At 66.0% G+C, this 14,419-nt stretch carries 14 protein-coding genes; 11 read left to right on the top strand and 3 right to left on the bottom strand.

The window, feature by feature from the left end; all coding sequences use genetic code 11:
- Window positions 1-129 precede the first annotated feature (129 nt).
- Window positions 130-1,089 carry a MerR family transcriptional regulator gene (locus CAG29_RS22900; protein WP_085578664.1) on the top strand — a complete coding sequence of 320 codons (960 nt, stop codon included), beginning with the start codon at window positions 130-132 and terminating at the stop codon, window positions 1,087-1,089.
- Between the two features lie 3 nt (window positions 1,090-1,092).
- Here CAG29_RS22900 and CAG29_RS22895 read toward each other — a convergent pair whose 3' ends face one another.
- Together CAG29_RS22895 and CAG29_RS22890 are read right to left on the bottom strand one after the other, a co-directional pair.
- A complete protein-coding gene (locus CAG29_RS22895) occupies window positions 1,093-1,698 on the bottom strand; it encodes a hypothetical protein (RefSeq protein ID WP_085578666.1) in 606 nt (201 codons plus the stop codon).
- A gap of 54 nt (window positions 1,699-1,752) precedes the next feature.
- The gene (locus CAG29_RS22890) at window positions 1,753-2,229 is read right to left on the bottom strand and encodes a PAS domain-containing protein (RefSeq protein ID WP_085578668.1); all 477 of its coding nucleotides are present in this window, start codon (window positions 2,227-2,229) and stop codon (window positions 1,753-1,755) included.
- A gap of 152 nt (window positions 2,230-2,381) precedes the next feature.
- Here CAG29_RS22890 and CAG29_RS22885 point away from each other — a divergent pair, with 152 nt between their 5' ends.
- Complete coding sequence (locus CAG29_RS22885) at window positions 2,382-2,837, top strand: flavodoxin (RefSeq protein WP_085578670.1); 456 nt, start codon at window positions 2,382-2,384, stop codon at window positions 2,835-2,837.
- Here the strand turns inward: CAG29_RS22885 and CAG29_RS22880 are convergent.
- Window positions 2,827-3,714, bottom strand: coding sequence for a LysR family transcriptional regulator (locus CAG29_RS22880; protein ID WP_085631670.1), 888 nt, complete (start codon window positions 3,712-3,714; stop codon window positions 2,827-2,829). The genes CAG29_RS22885 and CAG29_RS22880 overlap by 11 nt on opposite strands.
- A gap of 95 nt (window positions 3,715-3,809) precedes the next feature.
- Here CAG29_RS22880 and CAG29_RS22875 point away from each other — a divergent pair, with 95 nt between their 5' ends.
- The 9 genes from CAG29_RS22875 (at window position 3,810) to CAG29_RS22840 (ending at window position 14,389) form a co-directional block, all read left to right on the top strand.
- Window positions 3,810-4,184 (top strand): CidA/LrgA family protein, encoded by a 375-nt coding sequence (locus CAG29_RS22875; RefSeq protein WP_085631668.1) that lies wholly within the window; start codon window positions 3,810-3,812, stop codon window positions 4,182-4,184.
- Window positions 4,174-4,860, top strand: a complete 687-nt coding sequence (locus tag CAG29_RS22870; RefSeq protein WP_085631666.1) for an LrgB family protein — start codon at window positions 4,174-4,176, stop codon at window positions 4,858-4,860. Before CAG29_RS22875 ends, CAG29_RS22870 begins: the two co-directional genes overlap by 11 nt.
- A gap of 131 nt (window positions 4,861-4,991) precedes the next feature.
- Window positions 4,992-5,774 carry a class II aldolase/adducin family protein gene (locus CAG29_RS22865; RefSeq protein WP_085578678.1) on the top strand — a complete coding sequence of 261 codons (783 nt, stop codon included), beginning with the start codon at window positions 4,992-4,994 and terminating at the stop codon, window positions 5,772-5,774.
- The gene (locus CAG29_RS22860) at window positions 5,774-6,676 is read left to right on the top strand and encodes an alpha/beta fold hydrolase (protein ID WP_085578680.1); all 903 of its coding nucleotides are present in this window, start codon (window positions 5,774-5,776) and stop codon (window positions 6,674-6,676) included. The genes CAG29_RS22865 and CAG29_RS22860 overlap by 1 nt, the downstream gene beginning before the upstream one ends.
- A gap of 175 nt (window positions 6,677-6,851) precedes the next feature.
- Window positions 6,852-7,763, top strand: coding sequence for an SDR family oxidoreductase (locus CAG29_RS22855; protein ID WP_085578682.1), 912 nt, complete (start codon window positions 6,852-6,854; stop codon window positions 7,761-7,763).
- A 564-nt stretch (window positions 7,764-8,327) separates the two neighbouring features.
- Window positions 8,328-8,474: a hypothetical protein gene (locus CAG29_RS28565; RefSeq protein ID WP_170930392.1), complete on the top strand. Its 147-nt coding sequence runs from the start codon at window positions 8,328-8,330 to the stop codon at window positions 8,472-8,474.
- Window positions 8,475-8,508: 34 nt separating this feature from the next.
- Window positions 8,509-10,302, top strand: coding sequence for a DUF1302 domain-containing protein (locus CAG29_RS22850; protein ID WP_085695180.1), 1,794 nt, complete (start codon window positions 8,509-8,511; stop codon window positions 10,300-10,302).
- Window positions 10,303-10,326: 24 nt separating this feature from the next.
- Entirely contained in the window at window positions 10,327-11,694 is a 1,368-nt protein-coding gene (locus CAG29_RS22845; protein WP_085695179.1) for a DUF1329 domain-containing protein, read from the top strand.
- Window positions 11,695-11,833: 139 nt separating this feature from the next.
- Window positions 11,834-14,389, top strand: coding sequence for a LuxR C-terminal-related transcriptional regulator (locus CAG29_RS22840; RefSeq protein ID WP_085695178.1), 2,556 nt, complete (start codon window positions 11,834-11,836; stop codon window positions 14,387-14,389).
- Window positions 14,390-14,419: the final 30 nt, after the last annotated feature.

The following is a 14,419-nucleotide window of genomic DNA, read 5'->3' as shown; positions in this document are numbered from 1 at the left end:
ATTATTCCGGATTTCCCCGATAAAACCAGCCACATTCGTCGCCGTTCACGGCTTGAACCGGCACCGGGCATCGGGGGTAGAATGGGATCCAACTTTGCAGCCAACGCCAACAAGGACGTGCGCCCGCCAATGCCTGTCATCAACGAGCTTCGCCTTGCCTCGCAGGCCTCTGCCGCGCTCGAGCGCGAAGAGCTGTTCCCCATACGCGAAGTGGCTCGGCTGACCGGCGTCAACCCGGTCACGTTGCGTGCGTGGGAGCGACGCTACGGCCTGATCCAGCCGACACGCACCGAAAGCGGGCACCGCCTGTACTCCGTGACCGATATCGAGCGCGTGCGCAGCATCGTCGATTGGATCGACCGCGGCGTGTCGGTGAGCAAGGTCGGCAAGATCCTGGCCAGGACCGAGCCGAGAAAGGCGTTGGCGCACATCATTCCCGACGAACTGGTGCAGACCGATTACCTTCAGTGGCAAGAACAGGTGCGCCGGGCGGTCAGCTCGTTCGACGATCAGGAGCTGGACCGTGTCTACGGCCAGATCTTCTCTTCCTATGCGTTGCCCGTGGTGTTCCAGGACATCCTGATGCCGCTGTGGCTGCAGATGCTGCAGCGTCAGGACGCGTTCGGGCAGACCAGCGAATGGCTGTTCCTCGATGGCTTCCTGCGCGCCCGGGTGCTGCAGCGTGTCGTCATGCTGCGTGGCTCGCAGCCGCGCAAGGTGATCGTCAGCGCCCTGGCCGGGCAGTGCCGCGAACTCGAACTGCTGGTGGCGGCGCTGTTCCTCAGCGACAGCGATGCGGGGGTGCGGGTGCTGACCACGGGGCAGCCGTTCGACGAACTCACCCTGGTCTGCGAAAAGATCAAGCCTCAGGCGCTGGTGCTGTTCTCCAACCACGCGCCGTCGCCGGAGCTGCCGCGGCGCCTGAACCGCCTGGCCTTGAGCCTGGATTGCCAATTGATGCTGGCCGGTGACGCCGCGGACCTGGCGCAGGACAGCCTGGCAGGGTCGTCCATCGGTTGCCTGGGCAACGAGGGCGCGACCATGCGTCAGCGGATGGTGCAGTTCCTGGCGGGGAACCTGGATACCTGAACCTCAGGTGTGCAGGGCGGGGTGCGACAGACGATGCTGCTGCAGGATGAACTGGCGCAGGCGCTCGGTCTCGTCGGCGTCGCTCTGATTCAGCGCGTAGGCGTAGAAGCCTTGCTCGGTTTCCCGCTCGAAGGTGCCGCGCAGCGAGATCCGCTCATAACCCGACGGGCTGAACCACAGAGCGAAGTGCTTCGGCGGCTTGGTCTTGTTGCGCACTTCGAGCAGGACGCCCTTGTGCGAAACCTCGTGCACCCAGAGCATGCCCGGCTGCCCCTTGGCGTTCTCCAGCGCCACCGGCTCTTCGAGGGCCAGGCGCCACGGACGCACCATGGGGCCGTCCTCGTAGATGCTCGGCACGCCCAGGCGAAGGTGCAGGGCGTGGAACTCATCCTCGACCAGATGCAAAGGGAAGGTCATCTGCTGGTTTTCGAAGTTGGCCTGGATGGTCACCTGCTCATGGGCCGCCAGGCGCGTGAGCAGGTCGCGGATCTGCGAACCGCCGTTGACCATGAGACTCGACGTCGCATCCCGCACGTTCAATTGCGGGTTGTGTTGCATGGTCTGGATGAAATCCAGCTCATCCTGGGTCAGGAGGGCGTCGCGTTGCATGGCTAACTCGAAATAAATAATTACAAAGTCATTGGTGATTGTAGTTAATGACCATTAGTTCGCCGCTTTGTTTGAACCGTTCGTCGCTTTCAGGGCGGCGAGCTCGGCCTCCAGCGCGGCCACCTGGGCCTCCAGCTGGATCACCCGCTGCTGCGCCTTGACCTGAACGGTCACGTCCTTCTGCACGCCGACGAAATACGTCTGCCCGTCTTCGGCGCCCTTGACGGTCGACAGGGACAGCTCGTTGTAGAACGGCGTGCCGTCCTTGCGGTAATTGCGCAGGATCTCGCGGCACGAGCCGCCGTCCCTGAGCGCGTTGCGGATCAGCGTCAGGTTGTCCTGGTCACGGTCGCCGGACTGCAGGAAGCGGCAGTCCTGGTAGAGGATCTCTTCGCTGGTGTAACCGGTCAGGCGTTCGAAGGCCGGGTTCACGTAGATCAGGATGTTGTCCTGTTCACCTTCGCGTTCGGCCACCACGATGCCGTCGTTCGACGCGTTGATCACCATTTGCAGCAGGTTGGCATTGATCATGGTTGAATCCTTTCAGGGTTGTCGACCGCTCGCATTCTAGAAGATCGCCGGGCGCTGTCTACTGGCCATCAGCGCTTGTTGAGAACCAATCGCAGCGTTGTGCGTCCGGCTGTTACTATCGCCGCTCATTTTTCAGTTTCGGGATCAGATTGATGAAAGTCGCCATTCTCTCCGGTTCGGTCTACGGCACCGCCGAAGAAGTCGCCCGCCACGCCCAGAGCCTCATGAAGGCGGCAGGGCTTGAAACCTTCTACAACCCGCGCGCGAACCTGGCCGACCTCCAGGCGTTCGGCCCTGAAGCGCTCCTGGCGGTGACCTCGACCACCGGCATGGGCGAGCTGCCGGACAACCTGCAACCCTTGCATTCGGCGCTGCGCGATCAATTGCCGGCGGCCTGGCGCGGTCTGCCCGGCGCGGTGATCGCCCTGGGCGACGCCAGCTACGGCGAGACTTTCTGCGGCGGCGGCGAGCAGATGCGCGAACTGTTCGCCGAGCTGGGCCTGCGGGAAGTGCAGGACATGCTGCGTCTGGACGCCAGCGAAAGCGTCACCCCGGAAACCGACGCCGAGCCGTGGCTTGAAGGGCTGATCGCCGCACTCAAGGGCTGACCGCCCGCTCGCGCAGCAGCGCCAGCCAGGCCTGCGCCGCTTTCGACAGGTAGGCGCCGCTGCGCCAGATGAACGCGATGTCCCAGCGCAGGGTGTCCGGCGCCCGCAAGGTCAGGCGCACCACGCCCGGGCGCTCCAGGGCGCGGGCCACTACGCTTGGCAGCAGCACCACGCCTTGGCCGGCGGCGACCAGTGCGGCGAGAAAATCCGCCTGGCCGCTGCGTCCGCCTTCCTTCGGGGTGAAGCCCAGTTGCTGGCAGGCCTGAAGCAGGCGGTCGTTGAGCACGAAGCTGCGCTGATACAACAGGAACGGCGTGTCCGCCAGTTCCTCCAGGCCGATGTCTCCCTTGCCGGCCAACGGATGGTCCACCGGCAGCAAGGCATCCAGCGGTTCGTCGCAGAACGGCTGGAAGTCGAACTGCGGATCTTTCGGCAGCAGGCTGCCCCCCAGCTCCAGTTCGCCGCTGAGCACCGCCTGCTCGACATGGCGGCTGCCGCCCTCCAGCAAGTGAATGGCGATGTTCGGATAGCGCCGCCGGTACTCGGCGAACAGCCCGGCGAACAACGCGTCGCTGCCCAGCAGGGGCAGACCCAGGCGCAGCTCGCCGCGGGCCAGTTGGCTGAGGTCGTCCAGTTCGCTGAGCAACTCGTTGCGCAGGCGCAGCATGCCTTCGGCCCGTTGCAGCACCACGCTGCCGGCGGCGGTCAGGCGCAACTGCGATCCGAGCCGTTCCAGCAGCGCCGTGCCCAGGCTCTGCTCCAGCTGGGCGACTTGCTTGCTCACCGCGGACTGGCTGATGTGCAAGGTCTTGGCGGCCTGGGTGAACCCGCCCTGATGCATCACTTCGACGAAACTGCGCAGCTGTTTGAATTCCATGGCCTGATTCCGAATTGGAATGGCTGTGAGTCTAACAATTCGCTTCGGAGATGGCAGGCCGCTTCGTAAAATGGGCGCCTGCGAGGAGCGAAACCATGATCAAGCGTCTTTCCCGTCTATTGGCCGAACTGGCCGTGCTGCTGGGCCTGTATCTGCTCGGCTGCCGGCTGGCCGCGTGGCTGGCTTGGCCGATTCCCGGCGGGGTGATCGGCATGGCGCTGTTGCTGCTGGCGTTCGCGTCCGGCCGGGTCAAGCCGGCGGCGTTGCAGCTGGGCGCCGGGCTGCTGATGGCCGAGATGCTGCTGTTCTTCATTCCCGCGCTGATGAGCCTGCTGGATCACGGCGCCTTGCTGCGCGACGACGGCTGGCGGATCGCGCTGGTGATCGGCGCCAGCACGTTGATGGTGATGCTGGTGACGGCGTTCACCGTGGAGCTGGCCGTGCGCCTGAGGCCTTCCCATGACGTATGAACCGATGCCGATGTTCTGGCTGGCCTTCACGCTGCTCGCGTACCTGTTCAGCCGTTGGCTGTACCGGCGCACCGGGCGCTACGTGCTGTCGCCGCTGATCCTGGTGCCGGCGCTGCTGCTGGCCCTCGCGGTGCCGCTGCACACCGCCTATGCCGAGTACTCCCGCGACACCCGCTGGCTGATGCAGGTGCTGGGGCCGGTCACCGTCGCGTTCGCGGTGCCGATCTGGCAGCAGCGGCGCCTGTTGGTGCGGCATTGGCCGGCCCTGTTGCTGGGCATGCTGGCCGGCAGCGCGGCGTCGGTCGCGACGTCGTTCGGGCTGGCCCGGGCGCTGGCGCTGGACAGCTCGGTGACGCTGTCGCTGGTGCCGCGCTCGATCACCACGCCGTTCGCCATGCCGTTGGCGCAGGATCTGGGCGGCGTGCCGGAGCTGACGGCGGTGTTCGTGATGTTCACCGGGGTGTTCGGGGCCATGCTGGGTGGCGTGCTGCTCAAGTGGCTGCCGCTGCGCAGCGCCCTGGCGCGCGGTGCGCTGTTCGGGGTCGGCGCCCATGGCGCAGGCGTCAGCCGGGCCCGGGAAGTGGGGGGTGAAGAGGGCTCCGTGGCCGGGCTGGTGATGGTGCTGACCGGGCTGCTCAATCTGTTCGCCGCCCCTTTGCTGGCGTCGGTGCTTTGACATGGATCCAAGGCCCTGGCCTTTCTGACCCGCTCAGTCATCAAGCTGGCTACCAATGCAACTACACGATCTTCGGCGGCTGACTAGACTGCTGTCACGTGCAGAACAATAAGAACGCAGAGGTGCATACAGTGAGCGTAGCCCCCGTCCCGTCGTCCCAGAATGTCAAAGACCAGGTCAGTGCCGCGGAGTGGCAGACCCGGGTCGATCTTGCCGCCTGTTACCGTTTGGTCGCCCTGCATGGCTGGGATGACCTGATCTTCACCCACATCTCCGCCAAGGTGCCCGGCACCGAAGATTTCCTGATCAACCCCTTCGGCCTGATGTTCCATGAGATCACGGCGTCGAGCCTGGTGAAGGTCGACCTGGCCGGCCGCAAACTCATGGACAGCCCCTACGAGATCAATCCCGCCGGCTACACCATCCACAGCGCCGTGCACGAAGTGCGGCACGACGTGGCCTGCGTGCTGCACACCCACACCGCGTCCGGCGTGGCGGTGTCGGCGCAGCGGCAGGGGGTGCTGCCGATCAGCCAGCAGTCGCTGTTCGTGCTGTCCAGCCTGGGCTATCACGCCTACGAGGGCGTGGCGCTGAACCACGAGGAAAAGGCCCGGCTGCAGGCCGACCTGGGGGACAGCAGTTTCCTGATGCTGCACAACCACGGCCTGCTGACCTGCGGCGGCACCATCGCCGATACCTTCCTGATGATGTTCACCTTCCAGCGCGCCTGCGACATCCAGGTGATGGCCCAGGCCGGCGGCGCCGAGCTGATTCCCATCGAACCGCAGATCCTGGCCGGTGCCCGGGCGATGATCGCCGGCGTCACCAAGAGCGCCCAGGGCATGGGCGGCGCGCTGGCCTGGCCGGCGCTGCTGCGCAAACTCGATCAACACGACGCGGGATACCGACTCTGATGCCTCTGACCGAGATTCCGCTGAGCGTCTGGCGCAAGCGCAGCCGCACGTTTGTCTTCCGTGGCCAGCCGATCCGTTACTGGACGTGCGGGCAGGGCGAGCCGCTGCTGCTGATCCATGGCTTTCCGACCGCCAGCTGGGACTGGCATTACCTCTGGCAGCCGCTGGCCCAGCGCTACCGGGTGATCGCCTGCGACATGCTCGGTTTCGGCGATTCGGCCAAACCCCTGAACCACACCTACAGCCTGCTGGAGCAGGCCGACCTGCAACAGGCGCTGCTCGCGCACCTGAAGGTCGAACAGCCGATCCACGTGCTGGCCCACGACTACGGCGACAGCGTCGCCCAGGAATTGCTCGCCCGGCACGGCGACGGCCTGATCGAGGTGGCCAGTTGCGTGTTCCTCAACGGCGGCCTGTTCCCGGAGACCCACCGGCCGGTGCTGATGCAAAAGCTGCTGCTCAGCCCGTTGGGCTGGATGATCGGCCGTGCGTTCAGCCGCGAAGGCCTGGCGAAAAGCTTCCGGCAGATCTTCGGGCCGCAGAGCCGTCCCAGCGAAAGCGAGCTGGATGACTTCTGGAGCCTGATCGAGAGCAACCGCGGGCGGCGGATCATGCACAAGCTGATCGGCTACATCCCCGAGCGACGGCTGCAGCGCGACCGTTGGGTCGCGGCCATGCAGCGCGGCGACATCCCGTTGCGAGTGATCGACGGCGAAACCGATCCGATCTCCGGCGGGCACATGGTCGAGCGCTACCGCCAGCTGATTCCGGACGCGGACGCGGTGCTGTTGCCGGGCATCGGCCATTACCCCCAGACCGAAGCGCCGGCGCTGGTGCTCAAGCACTACCTGGCGTTTCGCGACCACCTCGCGCTGCCGCCCCTCAAGGCCGCGTGCTCCTGAACGCCGCGCAGCGGCGCGCGTGCTGCCGCTCGCTGCGCCGCAACGCAAACGCTCCCGTCTGATCATCCTTGCGCCTTATCGGCCGCCATTCAGCGCCAGCCGTGTTCGTTGTGACCGCAGCGCCTGTGCCTGACACTCGGGCTCTCTGTCCCTCAGGCCTGCTGGAGTCCCTGCCATGAATGAAGCTGTGCGTTTCGAAGACAAAGTCGTGATCGTCACCGGAGCCGGCGGCGGCCTGGGGCGGGCCCACGCGTTGCTGTTCGCCAAGCAGGGCGCCAAGGTGCTGGTCAACGACCTCGGCGGCTCGACCCAGGGCGAGGGCGCCAACGCGTCGGCGGCCGACCGCGTGGTTGCGGAGATCCGCGCGGCCGGCGGCATCGCCGAGGCCAACCACGATTCGGTCACCGACGGCGACAAGCTCGTGCAGAACGCGCTGGATGCGTTCGGCCGCGTCGATGTGGTGGTCAACAACGCCGGGATCCTGCGCGACAAGTCCTTCCACAAGATGGAGGACGCCGATTGGGACCTGGTCTACCGCGTCCATGTCGAAGGCGCCTACAAAGTCACCCGCGCTGCCTGGCCGCACCTGCGCGAGCAGAATTACGGACGGGTGATCTTCACCGCGTCCACCTCCGGCATCTACGGCAACTTCGGCCAGTCCAACTACGGCATGGCCAAGCTCGGCCTGTACGGCCTGACCCGCACCCTGGCCATCGAGGGCCGCAAGAACAACATCCTGGTCAACGCCATCGCCCCCACCGGCGGCACCCGCATGACCGAGGGCCTGATCCCGCCGCAGGTGTTCGACCAGCTCAAGCCCGAACTGGTCAGCCCGCTGGTGGTGTACCTGGCCAGCGAGAACTGCCAGGAGACCGCAGGCCTGTTCGAGGTCGGCGGCGGCTGGATGGGCAAGGTGCGCTGGGAGCGCAGCCTGGGCGCCGGGTTCGATCCGAACGCGGGCTTCTCGCCCGAGGATGTCGCGGCGCACTGGCAACAGATCTGCGACTTCGAAGGGGCGGCGCACCCGAAGGACAACATCGAGGCGCTGAAGGAAATGATGGGGAATCTGCAGAAGTATTCGTTGTGATCCAAGCCGGCCACCGGGGTGATCCCTGGTGGCCGTTTGCTGTTGCGCGTACCGGTCGTTCAACATGAATGTTGGCGTTGTCCGGTTCTGCCCCTCCCGCTGACCTGTGCACCCTTCTCAAAAGGCGTCGCGTAGGTTTTCAGCCGTTCACCGCTTGCATTGACCTCGTGCCGTTGGCGTCCGGACATTCTGTCCGGCGACGCCACGGCGGAGCCCCTCCCTGAACACAACACCGATTCCTGCTCACGGGTGCTGAGACCGAACGTGTCCGGTGTGGCAGGAGGACTGATCCGCAGACAAAAAAAAGGCCGCTGCATCAGCAGCGGCCAAGGTAAGACGTTGGATCAAGGAGCTACAAATCAACGTCAGTGAACAGCGGGTCGAGGGAGCGCAAGCGTTGCGCACCGTCTGAAAACGGTTGCCGATGGCCCTCAGGCTACGGACTTCTGGCTTCAAGGCTGTTCGCCTTGAAAGCCCGTTCAGAATAAGCGCACGGGCCTGTGGGAAAAATACCGATTCCGGACATGCACTGTTGCGGGGCATGCAACAGTCCGGTGCACCGCGATGAGCATCATGCCCGGCATTGATCGTAGACCATCCAGCCCGTTCATGATCGGCGAAGAGGCCTGCCCGGCAAAGGCATTCATCCTTTCGGGCGACAGCGTGAATACCTCCTTGGTGCGCTTATCGGGCGCGGCCGCCGGGCAGTAGGGTGGAGCCTCCTGTCACTCACCGGGGAAGACGCATGACAAAAACAACAATGCGCGCCATCTTCACACCGCAGGCGTTGGCCGTTGCGGTGGCCATGGGATGCTGCGCCCAGGCGCAGGCGGTTTCGTTCAACATCGGGGAAATCGAGGGCACGTTCGACTCGTCGCTGTCGGTCGGTGCGAGCTGGGGCCTGCGCGATGCCGACAAGTCGCTGGTGGGGACGGTCAACGGCGGGACGGGGCAGTCCTCGACCGGGGATGACGGGCGCCTGAACTTCAAGAAAGGCGAAACCTTCTCCAAGATCTTCAAGGGCATCCACGACCTTGAACTCAAGTACGGCGACACCGGTGTGTTCGTGCGCGGCAAGTACTGGTACGACTTCGAGCTCAAGGACGAGGACCGCGAGTTCAAGCCGATCAGCGACAAGGGCCGCAAGGAGGGCGCCAAGTCCTCGGGCGCCGAGATCCTCGACGCCTTCGTCTACCACAACTATTCCATCGCCGACCTGCCGGGCACCGTGCGCGCCGGCAAGCAGGTGGTGAGCTGGGGCGAGAGCACCTTCATCGGCAACTCGATCAACAGCATCAACCCCATCGACGTGTCGGCGTTCCGCCGCCCTGGTGCGGAGATCAAGGAAGGCCTGATCCCGGTGAACATGCTGTTCGCTTCCCAGGGCCTGACCGACAAGCTCACGGTCGAAGGCTTCTATCAGCTGGAGTGGGATCAGACGGTGCTGGACAACTGCGGCACGTTCTTCGGCGTCGACGTGGCGGCGGACGGCTGCACCACCGGCTACACCGTCGGCAACCCGGCGATCGCGCCGCTGGCGCCGTTGGCGGCGGCGTTCGGGCAGCCGATCCAGGTGGCCCGCGAAGGCGTGGTGATTCCCCGGGGCGGCGACCGCGACGCGCGGGACTCGGGGCAGTGGGGCACGGCGCTGCGCTGGCTCGGCGAAGACACCGAGTACGGCCTGTACTTCATGAACTACCACAGCCGCACGCCGACCGTCGGCACCACCACCGCCGGGCTCTCGACCCTGGCGGCGTTGCCGGGGATGGTCGGGATCGCCAACGGCATCGCGCCGGGCGCCGGCTCTGGCCTGGCCCAGAGCGTGATGCTCGGCCGCGGCCAGTACTACCTCGAATACCCGGAAGACATCCGCCTCTACGGCGCGAGCTTTTCCACCACGCTGCCCACCGGCACCGCCTGGACCGGGGAGATCAGCTACCGGCCCAACGCCCCGGTGCAGGTCAATACCAACGACCTGACCCTGGCGATGCTCAACCCCATCGCCGGCGGCGCGGCGTCGCCGCTGGCCACCCGCCCCGGCGCCGACAACAAAGGCTACCGGCGCAAGGAAGTGACCCAGGTGCAGAGCACCCTGACCCACTTCTTCGACCAGGTGCTGGGCGCCGAACGCCTGACCGTGGTCGGCGAGGCGGCGGTGGTGCGGGTCGGCGGGCTGGAGCCGCGCAGCAAGCTGCGTTACGGCCGCGACTCGGTGTACGGCCAGTACGGTTTCGGCGGCGACACCGGCGGCTTCGTCACGTCCACCTCGTGGGGCTACCGGGCCCGGGCGATCCTCGACTACGCCAACGTGATCGGCGGCATCAACCTCAAGCCCAACCTGTCCTGGTCCCACGACGTCGCCGGGTACGGCCCCAACGGGCTGTTCAACGAAGGGGCCAAGGCGGTCAGCGTCGGGGTCGATGCCGACTACCGCAACACCTACACCGCGAGCCTGAGCTACACCGACTTTTTCGGCGGCGACTACAACGTCCTCGAAGACCGTGACTTCGTGGCCCTGAGCTTCGGCGTGAACTTCTGACCTGCCCGAATAAGGATGAATCCGATGCGCAAGATGATTCTGCAGTGCGGCGCCCTGGCCTTGAGCCTACTGGCGGCCAACGTGATCGCGGCGGTGTCGCCGGAAGAGGCGAACAAGCTCGGCACCAGCCTGACGCCCCTGGGCGCCGAGAAGGCCGGCAACGCCGACGGCTCGATTCCGGCGTGGACCGGCGGCATCCCGAAGAACGCCGGGGCGGTGGACAGCAAAGGGTTTTTGGCCGATCCGTTCGCCGGCGAGAAGCCGCTGTTCACCATCACCGCCGCCAACGTCGAGCAGTACAAGGGCAAGCTCTCCGACGGCCAGGTGGCGATGTTCAAGCGCTACCCCGAGACCTACAAGATCCCGGTCTACCCGACCCACCGCACCGTCGCCGCGCCGCCGGAGATCTACGAGTCGGCCAAGCGCAGCGCGCTGAACGTGACGACCATCAACGACGGCAACGGCCTGGCCAACTTCACCGGCAACCGCTACTACGCTTTCCCGATCCCCAAAAACGGCGTCGAGGTGCTGTGGAACCACATCACCCGATACCACGGCGGCAACCTGCGGCGGATCATCACCCAGGTGACGCCGCAGACCAACGGCAGCTACACGCCGATCCGCTTCGAGGAAGAGATTGCGGTGCCGCAGTTGATGAAGGATCTGGATCCGGAGAAGGCGGCCAACGTGCTGACCTTCTTCAAGCAGTCGGTGACCGCCCCGGCGCGGCTGGCGGGCAACGTGCTGCTGGTGCACGAGACCCTCGACCAAGTGAAGGAGCCGCGCCTGGCCTGGATCTACAACGCAGGCCAGCGCCGGGTGCGCCGCGCCCCGCAGGTGGCCTACGACGGGCCGGGCACGGCGGCGGACGGCCTGCGCACCTCGGACAACTTCGACATGTTCTCCGGGGCGCCGGACCGCTACGACTGGAAACTGATCGGCAAGAAGGAAATGTACATCCCCTACAACAGCTACAAGCTCGATTCGCCGAGCCTCAAGTACGACGACATCATCAAGGCCGGGCACATCAACCAGGACCTGACCCGCTATGAGCTGCACCGGGTCTGGGAGGTGGTCGGCACGGTCAAGCCGAGCGAGCGGCACATCTACGCCAAGCGCCACATGTACCTGGACGAGGACAGCTGGCAGGTGGCGCTGGTCGACCACTACGACGGCCGCGGCCAACTGTGGCGGGTGGCCGAGGGGCACGCCCAGTACTACTACGATCACCAGGCCCAGGCGTACACCCTCGAAGCGCTCTACGACATCATCGCCGGCCGCTACATCGCCCTAGGCATGAAGAACGAAGAGAAGCACAGTTTCGAGTTCGGCTTCGACGCCAAGGCCGCCGACTACACGCCGTCGGCCCTGCGTTCGGAGGGCGTCCGGTAACGGTCGCGATACACAAGGCGTACAAAAGGCGACCGGGCGGTCGCCTTTTTTATGGGGGCCGATCAGCCGCTTGAATACTTATCAACAAGCGCGCGGGACAGAGCTAGGGTGACGGCACAACGATAAGAAGGCTCGCACGATGACCGCCATGACGCCGTGTCTGGATTCGCCCCGTTTTCTGCCCAGGCTGTCTGCCCATCACCAGTTGCGCAGCCGTCTGAGCGGGCCGCTGCTGGAGACCACGGCACGCATCCGCTTGCTCTGCGCGCCGCCCGGCAGCGGCAAGACGGCGTTGATGAGCGAATGCCTGTTGCAGGCGCCGGCGGGCTGCACGGTGCATTGGCTGCCCTTGGCGGGCGCGGCGTTGTCCGTCGACGGGTTCTGCCGGCGGCTGGCCCAGGCGCTGGGTGCGCAGGGTTCGGACGAGGCTGCGCTCACCGAGGAACTGGCCCGCTGGCGGTCGCCGGCCTGGCTGATGATCGATGACTATTGCCGCCAGCCGGATCCGTTGCTGGACGCCTTGCTCGACCGTTTGCTGGCGGCCAGCGCCCCGACGCTGATCTGGTGGATCGGCACCCGCCGGCGTCCGTCCTGCAATTGGCCGCGCCTACTGCTCGACGACGCGTTGCATGAGTGCGAGGCGGCGGCGCTGGCGCTCACGCCGCAGGAACTGGCCCCGGTGCTGCGGCACCTGCCGCCGGAGCAGGCGGGGCTGGCGGCCGAGCGCATCGTGCGGCGCACCGGTGGCTGGTGTGCCGGCGTGCGCATGGCGTTGCTGCAGAAGTGCGACTGGTCGCAACGGGAACTGCCGCAGCAGCGTGCCGACACCTTGCTCGATTACCTGCAGCGCGAACTGTTCAGTGGCCTCACCCCCGAGCTGGCCGAAGCCTGGCGGGTGCTGGCGCATTTTCCACGGTTCAATGCCGGGCTCTGCGATCACTTGTTCGGCGCCGGGGAAGGCACGCAGTACCTGAGCGACTTGCAGGCGCTCGGTTGCTTCATCGAACCCTGGCAGGGCTCGGCCGACTGGCTGCAGGTGTTCCCGGCGCTGTCCCGGTTGATCATTGACGAGCACTGGCCCCAGGGGCGTTCGTGGCATCGGCGGGCCTGTCAGTGGTTCGCCGCCGAACAGGACTGGAAGTCGGCCTTCGAACAGGCGTTGCTCGCCGAGGAGTTCGAGGTGGCGGTCAGCCTGTTGCAGCATTTCACCTTCGAGCACCTGTTCGAGGACCGGGCCGTGGTGCTCCTGCTGAGCCTGCACGAGCGCCAGGGCGAGGCGCTGATGCTCGGCTCGCCGCAACTGATCGGTCTGATGACCGCCGCCTTGCTGTTTGCCGGGCGATTCAGCCAGGCGACGGCCTGGATCGGGCATCTGGGGCGCTTCCTTCCCCAACCGTCGGCGGTGCGCCAGCAGCAATTGATCGCCCGCTGGCAGGCGCAGCAAGGGTGGCTGCTGCACTTGCAGGGGCACATGGACGCCGCCCGCGAACATTTCGAGCAAGCGTTGGCGGCGTTGGCGGATGACGCCTGGCCGGCGCGCTTGCTGTGCCTGTCCGGGCAGACGCAACAGGCGCTGCTGTGCGCCGAGATGGATCGTGCGCAGGCGATCAACCGCGAGGCCCTGCGTCTGGCCCGGGCCTGCGGGTCACTGCTGTTCGAGGGCTTGCTTGAGCTCGATCACGCCCAATGGCTGGAGCAGCGCGGCGCGCCGGGACGTGCCGACAGCCTGTTGGCGCAGATGGAGCAATTGTTGAGCGCGCGGGACGAACGTCCGACGCCCTTGCTGGGGCGCATCGCCTTGCGGCGGGGGCGGTTGGCGCTGGGCATGGGGCAGCAGGCGCAGGCCGCCGAATGCTTCCGGCAAGGGCTGGACGATTGCCTGCGCAGCCACGACAAACGCGTGCTGTATGGCTTTCTCGGCCAGGCGCAACTGGCCGCCAACGGTGGGGACTATGCCCAGGCCTTCGAACGATTGCGCGACGCGGAACGGCTGATGCAGCAGCGGCAGATTCCGGACACGGTCTACCGCGGCGCGCTGCTGCAGGTCAGCAGCCATTTCTGGTTGCAGCAGGGGCGGGCGGAGCTGGCGTGCGAAGCCTTGAGCCGGGTGCTCAGGCACTATCGCGGCCCGCAGGCATTGCAGGCTCCGCCGGCGACGCTAGAGCTGATTGCGCGGATCGAGTATTTACTGATCCTCGCCATGACCAGATCGCTGTCGGCACCGAGCGATGCGGCGGCGCAACTGGAAGGCTTGATGAACCGGGCGCAGGCGCGGGGCATGTGGGCGCTGTTCACCGAGCTGCAGCTGGCGACGGCCGAACTGTTGTGGGTGGAGGGTCGCCCAGCCGACGCGAAAGCGCGGCTGCGCGAAGGGATGGACAGCGTGACCAGGTACCAGGGGCAGCAGGCGCTGAGCGAACTGCGCCTGCGCGTACCGGCATTGCTGCAGGCCTGCCACGAAGTGCGGGGTGAGGAAACCGACGCGCTGTCGGATCAGGCAGGCACGTTGAGCCAACGGGAGCGGCAAGTCCTGAAGCTGATCGCGCTCGGCCATTCCAATCAACAGATTGCCGATGCGCTGTTCATTTCTCTGCACACCGTCAAGACCCATGCCCGGCGGATCAACGGCAAGTTGGGGGTTCAGCGCAGGACGCAAGCGGTGGCCAAGGCGAAGTCGACGGCGCTATGGCAATGAGCGGGCCAGCCTTTGCGGCGGCGGTGGCCG

Origin of the sequence: Pseudomonas sp. B7(2017) (assembly GCF_002112745.1) — a bacterium.
GTDB classification, from domain to species: Bacteria; Pseudomonadota; Gammaproteobacteria; order Pseudomonadales; family Pseudomonadaceae; genus Aquipseudomonas; species Aquipseudomonas ekonensis.
The sequence above is the reverse complement of the archived record's forward strand: the minus strand, read 5'-3'. Positions and strand labels throughout refer to the sequence as shown.